The organism is Prevotella communis (assembly GCF_022024115.1).
Lineage (GTDB): Bacteria > Bacteroidota > Bacteroidia > Bacteroidales > Bacteroidaceae > Prevotella > Prevotella communis.
Window position 1 is genome coordinate 633,618 of the sequence record NZ_CP091792.1, and the last position, 20,097, is coordinate 653,714.

13 protein-coding genes and 1 tRNA gene are annotated in these 20,097 nt (G+C 48.8%); 11 read left to right on the forward strand and 3 right to left on the reverse strand.

Annotated features, from left to right (window positions below; all coding sequences use genetic code 11):
* Window positions 1-12: 12 nt before the first annotated feature.
* Genes meaB through L6468_RS02545 form a run of 3 tightly spaced genes read left to right on the forward strand, consistent with a single transcriptional unit; the run spans window position 13 to window position 4,240 of the window.
* Window positions 13-1,134 (forward strand): methylmalonyl Co-A mutase-associated GTPase MeaB, encoded by a 1,122-nt coding sequence (gene meaB, locus L6468_RS02535; protein WP_237794828.1) that lies wholly within the window; start codon window positions 13-15, stop codon window positions 1,132-1,134.
* Between the two features lie 2 nt (window positions 1,135-1,136).
* Window positions 1,137-1,997 carry a 4-hydroxy-3-methylbut-2-enyl diphosphate reductase gene (locus tag L6468_RS02540; protein WP_237794830.1) on the forward strand — a complete coding sequence of 287 codons (861 nt, stop codon included), beginning with the start codon at window positions 1,137-1,139 and terminating at the stop codon, window positions 1,995-1,997.
* A gap of 17 nt (window positions 1,998-2,014) precedes the next feature.
* Window positions 2,015-4,240 carry a S8 family serine peptidase gene (locus L6468_RS02545; protein WP_237794832.1) on the forward strand — a complete coding sequence of 742 codons (2,226 nt, stop codon included), beginning with the start codon at window positions 2,015-2,017 and terminating at the stop codon, window positions 4,238-4,240.
* 4 nt (window positions 4,241-4,244) lie between these two features.
* On the opposite strand, the gene L6468_RS02550 is transcribed toward L6468_RS02545, so the two are convergent.
* From L6468_RS02550 to porQ, 3 genes are read right to left on the reverse strand one after another with little or no spacing between them, the layout of a single operon-like run.
* Entirely contained in the window at window positions 4,245-5,381 is a 1,137-nt protein-coding gene (locus tag L6468_RS02550; protein ID WP_237794834.1) for a transposase, read from the reverse strand.
* Between the two features lie 53 nt (window positions 5,382-5,434).
* Entirely contained in the window at window positions 5,435-6,118 is a 684-nt protein-coding gene (gene cmk, locus L6468_RS02555) for a (d)CMP kinase (RefSeq protein ID WP_091814309.1), read from the reverse strand.
* A gap of 50 nt (window positions 6,119-6,168) precedes the next feature.
* The gene (gene porQ / locus L6468_RS02560) at window positions 6,169-7,116 is read right to left on the reverse strand and encodes a type IX secretion system protein PorQ (RefSeq protein WP_237794836.1); all 948 of its coding nucleotides are present in this window, start codon (window positions 7,114-7,116) and stop codon (window positions 6,169-6,171) included.
* Window positions 7,117-7,236: 120 nt separating this feature from the next.
* Between porQ and L6468_RS02565 the strand changes: the two genes are divergently transcribed.
* The 8 genes from L6468_RS02565 to L6468_RS02600 all read left to right on the forward strand — a co-directional run bounded on the left by L6468_RS02565 (window position 7,237) and on the right by L6468_RS02600 (window position 20,077).
* The gene (locus tag L6468_RS02565; RefSeq protein WP_237794838.1) at window positions 7,237-7,932 is read left to right on the forward strand and encodes an energy transducer TonB; all 696 of its coding nucleotides are present in this window, start codon (window positions 7,237-7,239) and stop codon (window positions 7,930-7,932) included.
* 22 nt (window positions 7,933-7,954) lie between these two features.
* The gene (locus tag L6468_RS02570) at window positions 7,955-8,929 is read left to right on the forward strand and encodes a polyprenyl synthetase family protein (RefSeq protein ID WP_091853464.1); all 975 of its coding nucleotides are present in this window, start codon (window positions 7,955-7,957) and stop codon (window positions 8,927-8,929) included.
* A gap of 66 nt (window positions 8,930-8,995) precedes the next feature.
* Window positions 8,996-9,793: a TatD family hydrolase gene (locus tag L6468_RS02575; RefSeq protein ID WP_255779409.1), complete on the forward strand. Its 798-nt coding sequence runs from the start codon at window positions 8,996-8,998 to the stop codon at window positions 9,791-9,793.
* A gap of 30 nt (window positions 9,794-9,823) precedes the next feature.
* A tRNA-Ser gene (locus L6468_RS02580) sits at window positions 9,824-9,911 on the forward strand.
* 426 nt (window positions 9,912-10,337) lie between these two features.
* Window positions 10,338-13,001, forward strand: a complete 2,664-nt coding sequence (locus L6468_RS02585; protein ID WP_237794840.1) for a fasciclin domain-containing protein — start codon at window positions 10,338-10,340, stop codon at window positions 12,999-13,001.
* Between the two features lie 17 nt (window positions 13,002-13,018).
* Window positions 13,019-16,327: a SusC/RagA family TonB-linked outer membrane protein gene (locus L6468_RS02590; RefSeq protein WP_431356597.1), complete on the forward strand. Its 3,309-nt coding sequence runs from the start codon at window positions 13,019-13,021 to the stop codon at window positions 16,325-16,327.
* 20 nt (window positions 16,328-16,347) lie between these two features.
* Complete coding sequence (locus L6468_RS02595; RefSeq protein ID WP_237794856.1) at window positions 16,348-18,054, forward strand: RagB/SusD family nutrient uptake outer membrane protein; 1,707 nt, start codon at window positions 16,348-16,350, stop codon at window positions 18,052-18,054.
* A 31-nt stretch (window positions 18,055-18,085) separates the two neighbouring features.
* Window positions 18,086-20,077 carry a fasciclin domain-containing protein gene (locus L6468_RS02600; RefSeq protein ID WP_091814287.1) on the forward strand — a complete coding sequence of 664 codons (1,992 nt, stop codon included), beginning with the start codon at window positions 18,086-18,088 and terminating at the stop codon, window positions 20,075-20,077.
* The last annotated feature ends 20 nt before the right edge of the window (window positions 20,078-20,097 follow it).

Here is a 20,097-nt window from a genome sequence, read left to right on the forward strand (position 1 = left end):
CAATTCAAACAAATGGAACATCCCGAGAATAGTGCTGAATATGCTGGCTTGCAGGTGAATAGTGGGGTAGAGCAGCCTTCTATCATCAACCCTTACCTGAAGCGTAACCGTTTCCGCAGGCGTGAGTTGAGCGTCGGCGAGATGGTTGAGGGTATCGTGAAAGGTGACGTGACGATTCTCTCGCAGGCGGTGACGCTGATAGAGAGTGTGAATCCCGACCATCAGGCTAAGGCGCAGGAGGTGATCAATAAGTGTCTGCCCTATAGCGGAAAGAGTGTGCGTATCGGTATCAGTGGCGTGCCGGGAGCTGGTAAGTCGACCTCTATTGATGAGTTTGGCGTTCATCTGCTGAAAGAGAAAGGCGGACGCCTGGCGGTATTAGCTATCGACCCAAGTAGTGAGCGCACCAAGGGAAGTATCCTGGGAGATAAGACACGTATGGAGAAACTGGCCATACATCCCGATTCGTTTATCCGTCCCAGTCCGTCGGCCGGCTCTTTGGGCGGTGTGGCACGAAAGACACGTGAGACCATCGTCCTTTGTGAGGCTGCGGGGTTCGACAAGATATTCGTGGAGACGGTAGGTGTTGGTCAGAGTGAAACGGCCTGTCACTCGATGGTAGACTTCTTCCTGTTGATACAGGTGGCTGGTACAGGCGATGAGTTGCAGGGTATCAAACGCGGTATCATGGAGATAGCCGATGGCATTGTCATCAATAAATGTGATGGTGATAATGTGGACCGTTGTCAGATGGCTGCAACCAATTTCCGTAATGCCCTGCATTTCTTCCCCATGCCAGAGAGTGGCTGGACACCAAAGGTGCTATGCTATAGTGGTTTCTATGGCACGGGCGTGAAGGAAATCTGGGATATGATATACGAGTATTTTGATTTCGTGAAGGCCAATGGCTATTTCGACTATCGTCGCAACGAACAATCGAAGTACTGGATGTATGAGACCATCAACGAACAGCTGAGGCTGAATTTCTATCATAATCCCCGGATTCGTGAACAGCTTCAGTTGGCAGAGCAGTCGGTGCTGCAGGGACAGAAGACGAGTTTTGTGGCAGCACAGGATTTGCTGGAGATTTACTATCGTGATAACGTCATAACGAGACAACTAGATAACGAGTAATAATGATTCAGATAGAGATAGATAACGGCAGTGGTTTCTGTTTTGGCGTGACTACGGCCATTAAGAAAGCGGAGGAGGAACTGGCTCAGGGCGAGAAACTCTATTGTCTGGGAGATATTGTGCATAACGGCATGGAGTGTGAGCGCCTGCGACAGATGGGGCTTATTACTATTAACCATGAGGAGATGCGTGAGCTGCATGATGTGAAGGTGCTGTTGCGTGCTCATGGTGAACCACCTGAGACCTACGAACTGGCACGGCGGAATAATATTGAGATTATTGATGCAACCTGTCCTGTGGTACTGAAACTGCAGAAGCGCATCAAGGAACAGTATGATGCAAACCTCCAGTCGCAGATCGTTATCTTTGGTAAGAAGGGTCATGCCGAGGTGTTGGGACTGGTTGGACAGACACAGTCTTCGGCTATCGTCATTGAGAATTTCGATGAGGTGACGAAACTGGATTTCTCGCGTGATATCTACCTGTATAGTCAGACGACGAAATCGCTCGATGAATTCCATCGTATCATTGACTATATCCAGGCACATATATCACCAAATGCGAAATTCCAGAGCTTTGACACCATCTGTCGTTCGGTGGCCAACCGAATGCCGAATATCTCACAGTTCGCTGCCAAGCATGACCTCGTCCTGTTTGTTTGTGGTCGTAAGAGTAGTAATGGAAAGGTGCTTTATAATGAGTGCTTGCGCGTGAACTCTAATACTCATTTGGTGGAAGGCCCGGAGGAAATAGCGTCTCAGTGGCTGGAAGGCATCAATACCGTGGGCATCTGTGGTGCCACGTCAACGCCTAAATGGTTGATGGAACAGTGCAGGGATAAACTTTTGATGTTTGATGTCTGATGTTTGATGTTGGAGGTTTGAGGTTTAAACTGATCATAGTACTGTTGTGCCTGCTGAGCATCCCTGTTCTTGCCCAGCGACCTCAGTATGGCAAGATGTCACCTCTGCTTCGTCAGTTGGCACGCAGTTCATCTCCTATCCCCTATCTTCCCTCATCCATCTTACATCTTCCTTCTTCCCTCTCCCCTCATCCATCTTCCCTCTTCCATCATCCCTCTTCCGTCTGCGCTTTCGTGAAGGTTGGTGATAACGGTGAGGATGTACTTCGGGAACATGGTTGCAAGGTGCTGGCACGTATAGGACAGGTATGTATTGCGGATATACCCGTACGACAACTGGGTGCCCTGTCGCTTGATGCCCGTATCCTGCGTATGGAGGCGCGTCAGGGAAACTGCTTGTCCACCGATCAGATGGCTACCCATTTGAATGCCTTGCCTGTCTATGCCGGCCAGAACCTGCCACAGGCTTTCACGGGTAAGGGCGTGGTCGTGGGCGTGATGGATGTAGGCTTTGACCTGACCCATCCGAATTTCTATTCTGCTGATACGACGCAGTATCGTATCAGGAAATTCTGGGATATGGTGACACAGGATACCGTGGGCAGCGGACTGTATGTAGGACGTGATTACGAGGGACGGGAGAACCTGTTGGCCCTGGGGCATTCCCGTGACGGTCTGGATATGACGCACGGAACATATACTACAGGCATTGCTGCAGGCAGTGGCGTGGGGTCGCCTTACCGGGGCATGGCGCCAGAAGCCGACCTCTGTCTGGTTGCCAATGCCGTGACCGATGATATTGTCTATATCGACTCAGCCGACTACTATAAATATACCTTTGCTACCGATGCGCTGGGATTCAAGTATCTGTTTGACTATGCTAAAAGCGTGGGGAAACCCTGTGTGGCGTCGTTCAGTGAAGGTTCGGTGCAGGATTTCCGCGGTTATGACCAGTTATATTATGAGATGTTGGATAGTTTGGTTGGACCTGGACGTATCTTGGTGGCTGCTGCAGGTAATAATGGTGCGGTGAAATCTTGGTTCCGCAAACCTGTTGGCGAGGTTTCGGCCGGTACTTTCATTTCAAAAAGTGGATCGGATATGATGCTGACCTTTAAGTCTTCCCTGGATTTCCAGTTGCGTTTTGTGACTTATTCCCATGCTAACGATACCTTACTGATACGCCTGTCTGACGTGCTGTCGCAGGAAGACTCGTTGCTGACATCCGAATTGAACAAAGACGATTATCAGTTGACAGTGACCACAGAAGCATATCCTTCTTGTTATCATGCTGATGAGATATGTTATGATGTGACGGTACATACCACAGGCGATGTCGGTACAGCACGCCCATTGTCTGTTGAGGTTGTGGGCAGAGATGCTGATGTGGAGTTTTTTCGAGTGAATGGTAATCTCTATACGTCAACACTGAATCCTTCCCTGAATGCCGGCGAAAGCGTCTGTTGTATCCACTCTCCCTCCAGTGCCCCATGTGTCATCAGCGTAGGGTCTACCTCCTATCGTGACAGTATACAGAATATGAGAGGGGAGTGGAAAAAATACTGGCTGGGAAATAGTGGCGTCTGGGCACCATTCTCGTCTGTTGGTCCCACATTCGACGGACGGATAAAACCTGACGTGATGGCCCCCGGTAATAATATTATCTCTTCTTTCAGCTCGTTCTATATGGCTGCCCATCCGGAAGCGTCGGACCTGACCTGGGACCTGGATAGATATGAGTTTAACGGCCGCTCCTATGCCTGGATATCCAGTAGTGGCACCTCTGCATCCTGTCCTGCCGTGGCTGGTGCGATAGCATTATGGCTTCAGGCTAAACCCGATTTGACACCTCAGGAAATTAAAGAGGTACTGAGTCTCACTTGTCGTCATTATGACAAGTCGCTCACTTATCCTAATAATAAATATGGTTATGGGGAGATAGATGTCTATCGTGGTCTGCTGTATATCCTCGGTGTTGACCGTGTAGAGGAGGTGTCAAAGACGCATACATCCGCTCGTATTCGTTATGCAGATAATCAGTTGTCTGTTTCTTTCGAACACCCTCTGTCTTCCTCTGTCCGTTTGCGTCTCTATACGATGAATGGACGCCTTGTTCATACGTCAACAGTTAAGGCAGGACAAACATCCCAAATCCTTTCTTTAGGTTCTCTGCCTGCAGGCATCTATGCTGTTCAACTTGATGGACCCTCATCCGTTAAGGGCTCTACACTCATTAGGAAATAGTGGCTTATTGGTGATAAGCAATCTCTTCCGCCAATCTGTTTAGCATCAGACATTGCTCGCGTGAGATAATTCGGCGTTTCATGTGATATTCCCAAGGGCAGATTTGTAAGAGACGTCCATTGGAACATGCGTCGAACGATTCTCCAGAAGGCTTATATAAGGGGGGAAACCCATTCTCCCTTACAAGAATGATACGGTAGCCTCGATTCATGGCTTCGCGCATGACCTCCTTCTCGCGTGTTGCAATGGCTGCGCTTACCAAGATACCGCCAGCCTCGCCGCATGCCAACCATTCTTTTTTGTATTCTGCATATTCTTTGTCGCTATAAGCACTATGCACAATCACTGCGACTTTCTGCGGGATGTCAAGTAAGAAACGATTACCTACTATCTGACAATGCCACTCTGCGATGTCAATATAGTTTAGGGTAGTGAAAAAATCAGGGTGAAGCCGTTTAATGGCTAAGCGGCGAGGATTGTCATCGAGATAGTGCTTCCAGTTGTCAAGCTGGCTATCGTTAAGCAGGATGAGGTCGTTGTAGCCGCGCTCGAAGAGGGAGGGCATTCCCGCCGCCGATGCGGCGGGAGTGGTGGCTGCCACCACTCGCTGCGCGTCAGTAGCCGCCACCACTCCCTGCGCGTCAGTAGCCGCCACCACTCGCTGCGCGTCAGTAGCCGCCACCACTCGCTGCGCGTCAGTAGCCGCCACTACTCGCTGCGCGTCAGCGCAGGGTCTATCCATCCTCCACCAGGCCCTTGAGCATCCTCCTTTAAAGCCTGCCACTATATGCCCTAAATGCTTGCCCTCAGGCAAATCCTCTTTTATTCTCACTATCATGTGAATATGATCGGGCATTATGCAGAGCTTCCATATTTCAACCATCTTGTAGATGGCTGATATCTTCTGTACCTCTTCATTTCGAATGGCCTTCCCGAGAGCCATCAATTCTACGGATGTATCTTGTTCTCCAGCGGACATGATTAGTTTTCCCAGCACAGGCCGTCTTCCTTCAACAACCAGTGTCACCATATATGTGCCCTTGCGATGGTAATCGTGCCAGGGTTTGCGGCGTTTCATCTTGTGCTGGGTTTCTCTGACCTGCACACCTGCAGCAATAGCTTCCTCTTTGCTTCTTGACATATTGGTTTTTGGTGATACGGTTGATACCTATGAAATAGTAAGGAAACGTATCGTTATTTCGTAGCCTTCTCAAACTGTTCCATCAACCACTTGTTCTGTTCATCGATTGTCATGTGACTGTTGTCGAGCAGGAGGGCATCATCGGCCTGGCGGAGGGGTGATACCTCACGGTGTGAGTCGATATAGTCGCGCTCCTGTACGTTCTTCAGGATATCGGCATAGTCAGCGGGCATGCCTTTCTGTTGCAACTCGTCGTAGCGGCGCTGGGCACGTACCTCGGCACTGGCTGTGACGAAAATCTTGAGTTCGGCATTGGGGAATACGGTCGTACCGATATCACGTCCGTCCATCACAATACCGCCTTCACGGCCCATCTTCTGCTGTTGTGCTACAAGGGCAGTGCGTACAAAGGGGATAGCGGCGATGGGACTGACATGATTGCTCACTTCGAGGTTGCGGATCTCGCGTTCTACATTCTCGCCATTCAGGAATGTGGTGGTCTTTCCGTCAATCAGACGCTGGTCGATGTCAATCTGGGGCATGGCCTCGCGAAGCTGCTCCTCCAGGACGGCGCCGTCGGCTGTGAAGAGCTGATGGCGCAGGGCATAAAGGGTTACACAGCGATACATAGCGCCTGTGTCTACATATACATACCCCACTTTGCGGGCAAGTTCTTTGGCCATTGTGCTCTTTCCGCAGGAAGAATGACCGTCAATAGCTATTGTAATTTTTTTCATATGGTGTTTTTTTTGTAATGGGTCTGATGGGCTTTATGGGCCTAATGGGCCTAGAGGGCGTAGCTGAAATTAATCATCAGGGAGGTGCTGCTCACATGGTATTTCCCGTAGGCCACATGCAGCTGCATCCGCTCCAGCATCATACCGGCACCGATGGAAAGGGCTGCCCCGTGACTGCTCTCATCGTTTTCTCCTGCACTGATCTTCATCTCCGAGGCGCGCATGGCATTGTAGCCGGCTGCGATATAGAACTGGTCGCTCAGCAGGAGGTCGGCTCCCAGCACCAGGTGCTTGCCGATGCCGTACTCCCAGTTGTTCAGACGTACCAGCGTGGCAGAGAAACGCAGTGGTGAACTGGCCAGGCGCTTGCTGACACCCAGTTGCACGTCGAGTGGCATTCGCTCGAAATCATCGTCATAGGCTTTCAGTTGCCCGCCCAGGTTGCGGGCCACGGCACCGATGCTCCAGTTGCTCTCTTCGTCAAAATAGTTGAGGCCCAGGTCGACGGCTGCGCCCATGGCATTATAATGGCCGATGTACGAGGCGACCATCTTGGCGGTGATACCACCGCTGATATGTTCTGTCAGTCCATAGGCAAAGGTGCCGCCTACGGCAAAGTCGCTGGCATGAAAGGTTCCTGTCTCCTCATTGCTGACAGTGGTCTGCTTCATTTCACCATAGTTGATGAAACGTCCCTGGATGCCCCAGGAGCCGCGGTCGCCGACAAACTGTGAATAGGAGGCACTTCCCGTTACCGAGCCCTGCATGTAGGTCATCATGTTGAGACCGAGTGTGCGGTCACTGACGAAATTCAGAAGGGCAGGGTTGTGGAATACCATGGCGGCATCATTGTCTGTGAGCGTCACATTCTCTCCACCCAGGGCAGCAGCATGGGCGCTGGTGGGCAGTCTGAGGAAATTGAACGCAGTCTGACTGTCTTGCGCCTTGATGGGAAGCGCAAGTAGCATAAGCCAGGTGAAAATGATGAAAAATCTCATGCCAATGGTACTATTCGGGCACAAAGGTACGAAATATGCCGCGTAAATCTGACTTTATAACGAATATTTTTTATTTTTATTTCCCCCTTTCGGCTTTATTTAGTATTTTTGCACCGCATTATGGAAGAGAAGAAAAGTAAAAAGGCTGATTTGGAGCATGGATGGATACGCAGGTTCCTGCTGGGACTTGTGATTTCCCTGCTGTGTTTCTTTGTGGCACTGATAATGCCTTTTCCAGAGGATGACCCACTTGATGATCCTGATTTGCTGGACATGTTCTCCATGGATGAAGAACTGCCGTCGCTGATGCGCCCGGAGAATGAGCTTGCATTGGCCCCTAAGGTGGAACCGGAGCCTTCCAAGAAACTGGTGGTGAAGGAGGAAGAACAGGACCAGGAACAGAAACTCCTGAAGGATAATGAACCTGTAGAGACGGATATGGATGATGACATGAGTGCTACGGATGAGGATGAAAAGGAACCGCCCAAACCCGAGGAGGAAGCAATCAGTTTCCGTGTGGTAGAGGATCTGCCTCAATTCCCCGGTGGTGCCATTGAGATGATGAAATGGCTGCAGCGTAATCTGAAATATCCCCCAACCATACAGGAACGGAAAATTCAGGGAAAGGTAATCGCTGAGTTTATCGTAAACAAGGACGGGTCGGTGACGGACGTGAAGGTGGTGAAATCGCTGAATCCGCTCTGTGACCGGGAAGTGCTGCGCGTACTTCGTATGATGCCCCGCTGGACGGCTGGTATTCAGAATGATGAACCTTGCCGTACGAAAGTGTGTATCCCCGTTGTCTTTAAATTGTAATCAATAAAAAACCGATATAGTTATGATGACATCTGAAGAGATTCTGAGAGTTGTTAATAAGGGATTGGAGTCCCTTGCGTATGACCGTAAGCCCGCATCGCTCTATGAGCCTATCCGTTATGTGCTGTCACTGGGCGGTAAGCGTATCCGTCCTGTACTGATGTTGCTGAGCTATAACCTGTTCAAGGAACATCCCGAGGAGATTCTGATGCCGGCCCTGGGTCTGGAGACCTATCATAACTATACGCTGCTCCATGACGACCTGATGGATAATGCCGATGTGCGACGCGGTCAGCCCACGGTTCATAAGAAATGGGATGCCAATACGGCTATCCTCTCAGGAGACTCTATGCTGGTGCTGGCCTATCAGCGTGTGGCCCAGTGTGACAATGCCCATCTTGCCCAGGTGCTTGACCTGTTTACGGAGACTGCCCTTGAGATTGGGGAAGGTCAGCAGTTTGACATGGACTTCGAGACACGTAATGACGTGGAAGAGGAGGAATATATCGAGATGATCCGCCTGAAGACCAGTGTGCTGCTGGCCTGTGCCTTGAAGATGGGTGCCCTCTTGGGCGATGCATCCCAGGAGGATGCTGACCTGCTCTATCGCTTCGGTGAGAAGATTGGTCTGGCATTCCAGCTTCAGGACGACTTGCTTGATGTCTATGGCGATCCGAAGGTCTTTGGTAAGGCTATCGGCGGTGATATCACTTCGAATAAGAAGACTTATATGCTTATCAATGCCGTGAATCGTGCCAATGCCGAACAGCGTGCAGAACTGATGCGCTGGATTGAGGCGAAGCAGTTTGACCGTGCGGAGAAGGTGGCTGCGGTGACCCGCCTGTATGACGAGATCGGTATCCGTCAACTCTGTGAAGAGAAGATAAACTGCTATTTCGAGCAGGGTAAGCAGTTGCTCGAAAAGGTGAACGTGCCTGCAGAGCGCAAGGAGGTGCTTCGCCAGTATACGAACGCCATGATGCACAGGGAGAAGTAAAAGGGAAGAGTGAAGAGTGAAAAAATTCTTGCCGTGCAAGCGACCAAAGGTCGAGCGGCTACCGCAGTGGAAGTTTCTTTCGTAGATACACATTGCCATTTGGATGGTGAGGAATTTGACCTGGATAGGGCAGAGGTGATGCAGCGGGCCCGTGAGGCTGGTTGCAAGGCTATCTTCCTGCCTGCTATCGACTTTCCTACTTCCCAGCGTATTCTGACCCTTTCTGAGCAATACCCCGACTGGCTCTATCCGATGGTGGGACTCCACCCGGAGGAAGTGCGTGCCGACTGGCGTGAGCAGCTGGAGAAGATAAAAGTTCTCATCCATCACCCTTCTTCCGTCAGCCCTCTTATTGCTATCGGTGAGGTTGGCCTTGATTTCTATTGGAGCAGGGAGTTCGAAAAGGAACAGCTGGAGGCTTTCGAGGTACAGGTGCAGTGGTCGGTTGAGACACAGTTACCCCTGATGATTCATTGTAGAAAGGCCCAGAACGAGATGGTACATATTATAAAGAGGTATGCCGACCGGTTGCCTGGAGGTGTGTTTCATTGCTTTACGGGGAATGACAAAGAGGCGGCAGAACTGTTGCAGTTCGACCGGTTTGTACTTGGCGTTGGCGGTGTGCTGACATTTAAGAAGAGTCATCTTCCCGAAGTCCTTCTGACTAGTGTGCCCCTTGACCGCCTGGTGCTGGAAACGGATGCCCCCTATATGGCACCTGTGCCTATGCGGGGACAGCGTAATGAGTCATCGTATATCCGTCATGTCATCACCCGTCTTGCAGAGGCCTATGGCGTGGATGAATTGGAAATTTGTCATCATACGAATGAAAATGTGAAAAAAGTATTTGGTATTCAGGTATAAATTGATTACCTTTGCAGCCGCAAACAATTAGGAGAGGTGCTCGAGTGGTTGAAGAGGCACGCCTGGAAAGCGTGTAACCGGCAAAACCGGTTCGCAGGTTCGAATCCTGTTCTCTCCGCAGGATTAATAGGATTCAAAGCTTCGAGGCAACTCGAGGCTTTTTTCGAATCCTGTTCTCTCCGCATTAATTAGGTTTCGGGATTTTTTTTCCCGAAACTTTTTTATGAAATCGCTTTATTAGCCATTTTCTGTCGAATAGTTCCGCGTTTTTATTGTCTTTTCCCCTTTTGTTGCGATGGATTGGTGATATGAATCGATAGATGATGCTTTTCTTGATGTAAGTTAATGAATAGTAGAATTTTATTATTCGTTGATGATACAAATCAGAAAGCACATGAAACGTTTTTCGTTGAAGTTTGTACGAAATAGAAAGCCCGTGGGATGTAAATAAAAGCAATTTTAGCATAAATTACTTAATTTTGCATCCGATTACGAACTAACCGCAAATAATTGTAAACAAAATAATAACCAAAAACAAAATCGAATGAAAATCAAAAAACCGATTGACCTGCAGAGGTCGCTTGCATTGCAAGATTTCTGGAAACGGAGCCGGTGTCATCTTCTCGCTGTTGGCTTAGCGCTGACATGTGCTGGTGGGTTTGTTTCTTGTTCGGAGTACGACTTGGATGAAAACACCCCCGCAGGGTGGGATCGCAGCATCTACAGTTGGCTGGATGAACAGGATGACTTTACCACCATGGTGAAGTTGATTAATGACCTGGACTACCGTGATGTGCTGGCAAAGACGGGTTCGAAGACCCTGTTTGCCGCCGACGACCAAGCCTTTGACCGTTTCTTTAAGAACAATTCATGGGGCGTCAAGAAGTATGAGGACCTGACTGTGGCCCAGAAGCGTAAACTGCTTTTCGGTGCCATGATTAACAACAGTTATCAGGTACAGACACTCTCAAGTACCCCCAACGCCAGTGGAACTCCTGTTGAGGGTGATGCCATGCGTCGCAGTTCTGCACTTGAGCCTTTCGACAATGTGCAGATTCTGGAAAAGAAAGATATCCCGAATGCTGACTATTGGTCCATGTATCAGGGAAGAGACTCTTTGGTGGTGCTGCATGATGCTACCGAGACGCCGATGATTCATTTCATTGAGCGTTATATGGTGAACAAGCAGATTACCAATGAAGACTATGACTTCCTGTATAATCATACAACCCATCGCCAGAGTGGTGACGCTTCTGTGAACGGTGCCCAGATTGTGGAACAGAATATCCGTTGCCTGAATGGTTTTATCAACCGTATGAGTGAGGTGGTGACACCTCTGCCCAATATGGCTGATATTATTATGTCAAAGCCAAACACGACAGTCTTTGCACATCTGCTGAACCGCTATTCAGTGCTGGATTGTATGGACGATGAGACGAAGGATTCCTACAACGCCAGCAGAGGTACTCATGTAGACTCTGTGTTCCAGTTGCGCTATTTCTCTGAGCGTTCTCAGGGTAAGGCCTTCAATAAGTCGCATAACCAGGTGAGTGAGGACTTCGGTGAACTGCCTTATGATCCAGGATGGAACAGTTATAATGTACCTTCTAATTCTACTGGAAGTACCGCTATGCAGCAGGATATGGCTGTGATGCTGGTTCCTTCTGATGAGGCTTTGAACAAGTACTGGGAAGAAGGTGCCGGTGCTGCCTTGCGTAAGAGCTTCGGTTCTTGGGATAATGTGCCTTACAGCACCCTGACCGAGTTTATGAGCGCCAATATGCTTGAGTCACTCTCAGGCAGTGTGCCCAGTAAGTTCCAGTTCATCCTGAATGATGCAGCTGATCCCATGGGTATTAAAACTACCGATGTGGACTCTGTATGGCTCGCTTGTAACGGTGCTATCTATCTGACGAACCGTGTGTTCACACCTACTTCATTCGTCAGTGTGATGTACCCCACTGTGGTGGATAAGAATATGTCTATCATGCTTTGGGCTATCAAGAAACTGAATTATCAGGCTTATCTGAACTCACTGAATGCCCGCTATAGTTTCTTCTTGCCATCCAACAAGGCACTGCTGGAATATGTTGACCCCTGTTCATACGGAAAACCACAGCGTCAGATGCTGCGCTTCCATTACGATTCCGATCGTAAGGGTAATGAGGTTTATGCAAGTATTCATAACATAGATCCTGAGACAGGCGTAGCCGGTGACTCTGTTGGCGTATATACCAATAGTAATGGTACGAATCTGGACTTGAACCCGATTCTGAACCGATTGTATACCATTCTTGATGATCACGTGGTGATTGGTAATGTGGAGGACGGACATGAGTATTACCGCACGAAGGGAGGCTCAATACTCCGCGTGAAGAATGCAGGACAGAGCTCTATGCTGGTTGAAGGAACCCGCCAGATCAACGGTGAGACCCCATCAGTACCTGTCAGCTATATTTATGACCAGACACCTGAGACACAGGGCGGTAACGGTAAGAGCTATATCCTGGAGCAGGGTCCTGTGCTGGGTACACGTCAGACCGTATTCAATATCCTGGGTCAGCATCCTGAATTCAAGCGTTTCCATGACCTGCTTGAGGCCAGTGAACTTATCGAGACCAAGCATGATAAGAAGTTTGCTTGCAGTGACAGCTGTATCAGTGTGTTCAATAACTTCCATTATACGGTCTATGTACCTACCAATGAGAGTATCGACCAGCTGATTGCCGATGGTGACCTGCATACCTGGGATGATGTGGCTGCCCTGGATACGACCATCGCCGAACAGAACACATTGTATCATCAGTATGTGAACGAGATTGACGCTTTCCTGCGTTACCACATCCAGGATAATGCCATTGTGATCAATGCCGATAACACCACTGGCATGGATAAAATGGATAGTGAAGGCAATTTCACAACTCCTTATGAGACGGCTTACCTGGCAACTGAGAAGACCTCAACCGGTAAAATCAGGGCTTTCAAGAAGTTGAACGTGAAGACCAATGAGAAGGGTTCTGATATCTGGATTATTGATGCCGGCGGCAATACCCGTAAGGTTGTGAAGACTCCCGGACTCTATAACCTGATGGCTCGTGAGTTTACGTATGCACAGAGCGAGAAGAGTCAGGCAAGTATTATCCACAACTCTTCATCGGCCGTGGTTCACCTGATTGACGGACCGTTAATGACTAAGAAAAAGAACTGATATTGATAATTATTATGATGAGTAAAAGATTTGCTAGAATTTTAGGATTGATAATTTTCAGTTGTCAGTTGTCAATTATCAGTTCCTATGCCCAGAAAGCGGGCGATATCATCAGCGGAACAGTGACTGATGCCTTCGGTCCTGTGATGCAGGCCAACGTCATTGAGATAGACGCCGCCAACCGTATCGTGGCCGCTGCTACAACAGATATGAATGGTAACTTCTCCTTCAAGCTGAAGAATCCGAAGGATAAGTTGAAAATCTCTTATGTGGGATGTAAGACGCAGATTCTGCCTATCAACAAGACCCACTATAATATTAAATTGGTGGACCAGACCACGCTGACGGGTGTTGAAATCGTTTCAAGTAAGAAAGCCGGCGGTTCAGGTCTGCAGATTCCCGTCAAGGAAATCTCGTCTGCCCGTCAGAGCATCGACATGAAGGAGTTCGAGGGTCTGTCAGTGACAACCGTCGACGAGGCTCTGCAGGGTCGTATCGCCGGTCTGGATATCGTGGCCAACTCAGGTAACCTGGGTAGCGGTACTTCAATGCGTCTGCGTGGTGTGTCGAGTATTAACAGTTCAAGCGAACCTCTGATTGTGGTCGATGGTAATGTGTTGCAGGGTGGTGCACCTTCCGACTTCGACTTCCAGTCGGCCAATGATGAGAAATTCGCTGAACTGCTGAATATCAACCCCGAGGATATCGAGAGTATCTCAGTATTGAAGGATGCTGCTGCTACCGCTATCTGGGGTTCACAGGGTGGTAATGGTGTTATCGAGATCAAGACCAAGCGTGGCGCACGTGGTAATACGCGCGTAACCTATAGCTTCCGTCTGACCGGAACCTATCAGCCCAACGGTATGAAACTGCTGAACGGTGACGAGTACACCATGCTGCTGAAAGAGGAGTATTTCAATCCTCACATGGATCCCAATGCCAGTGATGACATCAATGAGATTAACTATGTCTCTGGTGGTAAGTTCTCTGAGTATCAGATGTATAACAATAATACCGACTGGGTAGATGCTGTGAAGAAGACCGGTTGGCGCCAGAACCACTATGTGTCACTGAGCGGTGGTGGTGAGAAGGCTAACTTCCGTATTGCTGCCGGTTACGACCACGAGACTGGTTCTATCATCAAGCAGCAGTTGGACCGTTTCACCACACGTGTGGCTTTGGACTATTTCGTGTCTGACCGTATCAAGATTGCGACCAATGTGTCGCTGACTTATACCGACAACCATAAGAACTATTCAGACCTGCTGTCTGTTGCTTATCGTCGTATGCCTAACCTGAGCATCTACGAGGAGGATAAGAATGGTAACTCGCTGAGTGAGTTCTATAACATGCTGCCCAGCTCCAATAAGGTGTTTGAGGACAACCAGTATAAGGACTACAACCCCATTGCTCTGGCTTATCTTGCTCAGAGCGAGGAGAGTAGCTATAATATTGAACCTGAGTTCAAGTTGAACTATGAACTGTTGGGTATAGAGAATGAACAGACCCGACTCACTTACGAGGGTAAGATTGTGTTCAATATCTCTAACCGCTATAATGATATGTTCCGTCCTGTGGAACTGAGTACAGGCGGATGGACAAGTAAGGATGCCAACCTGGCTACCAGCACTGCCAATAAGAGTCTGGGTGTTACCACAACACATACGCTGACCTTCGTACCACAGTTCCGTAACAAGGATCACTCTTTGATGATGTTGCTGCGCGGGCAGTTGACAAAGGGTACAAGCACCAACCAGAATACCAGTGAGTACGGTCTGCCTTCCGGTACTATCCGTTCTACCAGTGCAGCAGGTATCATTGACGCCTTCAGTGCTTCACCTGGCCAGTGGCGTAGCTTGTATTTCACCTATTCGGCCCACTATGCTTACAAGGGCCGTTACGTAGCCGACTTCTCTGTACGTCGCGACGGTACGACCAAGTTTGGTAATGACAAGCGCTGGGGTAACTTCCCTGCTTTGTCAGGTAAGTGGATTGTCAGTGATGAGCCATGGATGAAGAAAGGTCTTCCTTTCGTGTCGATGCTGGCTGCCCGTTTGGGATGGGGTATCGTAGGTAACCCTCCAGGCGGTGAAGGTCTTTACTACAGTAAGTATACCGGTGGTAAGGGTTATATGAACTACGGTTCTGTGTACCAGAAGAATATCCAGTTGAAGAAACTGAAGTGGGAACAGAAGGAGACCATCAACTTCGGTCTTGACTTCGGTTTCTGGAATGAGTTGATTAGTGGTAATGTGGAGGTGTATCGTCAGAAGACCACCGATCTGCTGATGGGTAACCGCTCACTGCCTTCAAGTTCTGGTTTCCCCTCTCTGGATTATCAGAACGTAGGTGCCATGGAGAATGTGGGTTGGGAGTTCAACCTGAATGGTAACCGTATCATCAAGGCCGGTAAGTTCTCGGTTGACTTCAACGTTACTTTTGCCAACAACCGCAATAAGTTGACAGAGATGGATGAGACCGTGCTGGCTTCACTGAATAATGACTTCGACAAGAAGAATGGCAGCTACCTCTCACGTGTGGAGCTGAACCGTCCTCTGGGTGGTATCTATGGCTTCCGCTACAAGGGTGTATACCAGTACAGCAAGTACTCTGAGGTAGAGGTTCCTGGTGTCAGTGGTCCCAATGCTCCTGTGGCACGTGATAAGGATGGCAATGTCATCGTGGACAACTACGGTCGCACGAAGCCTATGAGATTCTGCTACACCGGCATCGAGGAAGATGAGAAGGAGTTCAAGGGTGGTGACGCTATCTATGAGGATATCAACCACGACGGACAGATCAATGAGTTGGATATCGTATATCTCGGCTCTTCTCTGCCTAAGTTTACCGGTGGTTTCGGCTTTAAGTTGCATTTCGGCCGTCTAACACTGAACAACCAGTTTAACTTCCGTTATGGCAACAAGATTATCAATAAGGCACGTATGAATGCAGAGAATATGTATTCAAACAACAACCAGAGTCGTGCCGTGCTGTGGCGCTGGCGTGTTGAGGGTGACATCGCCCCCATCCCGCGCGCGCTATATAATTATGGTTATAACTGGTTGGGTAGCGACCGCTTCGTGGAGGATGGTTCTTTCATCCGTCTGAACTATACACAGCTGAGCTATGCTGTACCACAGAAGCATCTGAAAAAGCTCGGTCTGAACCAGTTGAGTCTGTATGTATCGGCTAACAACTTGTTTGTACTGACTAAGTATTCTGGTGCCGACCCAGAGGTGGGTTACGGTGGCTATGGTGTCGTGACGGATAATGCACAGACACCTCGTGCCAAGTCATTCACCGGCGGTGTTACTATTTCTTTCTAATTGATAAAAAACTGGAAATTATGATTACCAAAAACATAAAACATAACTTGGCCGTTCTTGCAATGGGCTGTGGTGTTGCCTTTACTACAGCAGGCTGCAATGATTTCCTCGATGTGCTGCCCATGAATGATGTGGTGCTCGAGAACTACTGGACCAAGGAGAGCGACGTCACCAGTGTGCTGATGGGTTGCTACGAGAGTCTTCAGTCGGGTGATTGTGTGACCCGTATGGGACTGTGGGGTGAGGTTCGCTCTGATAATATCAGGATGGGAAACTCGTCGGCACAGGACCTGGAGCAGATGTTGAAGGAGAATATCCTGCCAACAAACGGTTACTGCAACTGGACGGCTTTTTATCAGACTATCAATCGTTGTAATATTCTGATGTACTATGCTCCCAAGGTGCAGGAGTTGGATCCAAACTATACGCAGTCGGAGATGAAGGCCAATATTGCTGAGGCTACATTCATCCGTTCACTGTGTTACTTCTACCTGATTCGTACTTTCCGTGATGTGCCGTTCACACGCGAACCCAGTATCGATGATACCAAGGAGTACCGTATTCCCGCTGATTCATTCAACGTGGTGCTCAATAATATCATTGCTGACATGGAGGCTGTGAAGGATGATGCACCCATGTATTTCCGCAAACCGAGTCCTGACAGGATTGACAGTGATGCTGAGCGTGACAATACGGCTCGCGTCACCCGTCCTGCCATGTATGCGCTCCTGGCCGACCTCTATCTGTGGCAGGGCGACTGGAAGAAGTGCGTGGAATGTTGTGACTATGTGATTGACTTCAAGAAAGATGAGTTCGACAAGCTGCTGAAACGTCGTTTGCAGAATGATGTGCAGTTGTTCAACGAGATACCTCTTTATCTTGAGAAGGTAGGTAGCCTTTCCGGTAATGCCTATAATGCAATCTTTGGCGAAGGTAACTCTTTTGAGAGTATCTTTGAGATTTCTTATGTAAGTAGCAATACCGATAATCAGAATTCATATGTTGGTTCGTTCTTTACGCACGTGAACAATAATCAAATTACCAGCGGTAATCTGGTGGCTTATGATGGATTCTATGATGGCTTGCCCACAAAGAATACGGAACTCTTCAATACCAAGGATTGCCGTGCCTACGAGTCAATCTACGAGCGAGGAACAGCCTACTGGATTTCTAAGTATGGTGCCCAGACGGTTGAGCTGGATAATACGAAGACCAACTGGAAACCAAGTTATAGCTGGCGTTCGGAGAATTTCTCCAATTGGATTGTCTATCGCCTTACTGACGTGATGCTGATGAAGGCTGAGGCGCTGATAGAGCAGGGTAGTGACAATTATGAGGATGCCTTCACGCTGATTAATGCTGTGAACCGACGTGCTGTCAACTCGTTGACACCCGGTAGTGGCGAGGTGCTCAAATTTGATGACTATAAGAACACCCTTGATGATATGAGAAAGCTTGTGATGGAGGAACGTCAACGTGAGTTCATGTTCGAGGGTAAGCGCTGGTTTGACCTGGTACGTATGGCCCGTCGCACTGGCAGCACCAGGGAACTGGCTAAGACTGTTACCAAGAAACAGCTGACGAATATCGGTGGTATCCAGATCCGTCTGGCCGACCCCAATGCGCTTTATATGCCTTATAGCCGTTCAGAACTGAAGGTAAACCCCTATTTGACGCAGAATCCTGCCTATAATACAGGTGGTGATGCCGATCTGCAGAAGAACTAAGACGATAATTGACAATTGAACATTGAAAATTATGAATATAATGAAAATATATAGAAATATATGGCAACTGGCCGCTGCATGTTGCCTGTTGGCTGTTGGCGCAGTGACGACTTCTTGTTCTGACGACGACAGCGACGCACCTCTGAATTTCTATTCTTCGGTACGTCTCACTGCTGCAGAGTTCATCGAGGCCGATGATGCGCAGTTCAGTGACTTCAAGTATATCCTCCAGAAGGGTAACTATCTTGGTATGCTGAAGACTTACGGACACTATACCGTCTTCGCTCCAACCAATGAAGCTATCCAGCTGTATCTGAAAGAGAAAGGCTATCCTTGTGTTGACAGTCTTCCTAAGGAGATTTGTGACACCCTCTCACGCACGCATATTGTGAGTGACAAGGCTTACTTCACAACCGATATGGGTGATGAGGTGTCGCCAGTCAACATGAATGATAACTATATCAACATGACCTCGGACAGTGATGTGGTCAATAATAATGCGCTGGTATTCTATGTCAACGAGAAATCACGTCTGATTCAGCGTGACGACTCGGTGACCAATGGCGTAGTTCATGTCATTGACCATGTCATCAAGGCCAGCAACGACTTGCTGCCAGCCCTGATTGAACAGAATCCCAAGCTGAGCATCTTCTATCAGGCTCTTCGTCTGACTGGCATGGCCGACTCGCTGATGAAGTATATCGACCAGACCTATACAGTAGACCCCGACTCTGCTATCGGTGGTAAGGGCTTTGGCGTGGTAAACTCTACGGCCGGTGACGGCTCTGGCCAGAAGACAACGACCTATTATCCCAAGGAACGTAAGTTCATGTTTACGGCCTTTGTGGAAACCGACTCTGTCTTTGAGGCAAATGGTATCCATAACCTGGATGAACTGATTCAGTTTGCCAACACAATCTATCATGAGTCTTACCCCGATGACTTGGACTACGACAACGACTACAAGGATCGTCGTAACCCATTGAACCGTTTCATCAGTTATCACCTGATGCCATGTAAGGGCGACCGTGACTACTGGGTTCACTGTAAGGGTGCACTCTGGAAGAACAAGTTCCTGGTAGAGTCTTACGACCCTGAAGAATATTTCGAGACAATGGCTCCTCATACCATCATGCGTTTCAGCAGTCCTGCCGGTGAAGAGGTCTATATCAACCGCAAGGAGACTTATGCTTCTGTGAATGGTGTATGGACGAAACCTAAGAAGACGGTGGAACAGGAAGGTATTCATGTGCTGAAGGAAAAGGGCGCTGAGTGTAGTAACGGTATCTATCACTATATCGACGGTATCCTGGTTTATTCCAAGGATGTACGCTCAAATGTGCTCAACCGCCGTATCCGTATCGACAGCAGCTGTCTGAGTCCTGAGTTCATGAACTCTCATGCACGTTACTATTACATGGGTAAGGACCGTATGATGATTGGCTACAAGCATGGTTATCTGATGAACTTCAAGATGCACAATGCCAATACCTTCGTGGGATGTGGAAACGAGCAGGAAGGATGGGTACACTATGAGGGTAGTGGTGTATGTATCACCGGTGAGCGCTTCGATGCCTCTATCAAACTGCCTTCTGTGCCTATGGATGGTACTTATGAGGTACGTATCGGTTACTCACAGGGTGATGACCGTGGTATTGCCCAGGTTTACCTGAATAATGAGGCCTGCGGTATCCCCGTCAGTTTCCGTATCCTTGATAGTAATGCCGGTCGTGTGGACGATACTGGTGATGTGGAGGAAGACCGCGCAAACGATAAGGCTATGCGTAACCGTGGTTTCATGAAGGCTATGGCCAGCTATGGTACACGTAATGGTACCAGTCTGCGTGACCAGAGCAACTGTTTACGCCGTATCCTTGTACGTCAGACGATGCGTGCCGACCAGGACTACTGGCTGCGTTTCCGCCAGATCCTGCCGGGTAACTCGCTCTATATGTCTCTTGACTACGTAGAACTCTGTCCCAAGGATGTCTATGATGATCCGGAAGGTGAAAATCCATTCTAATTGACAATCGAAAAAAGAAA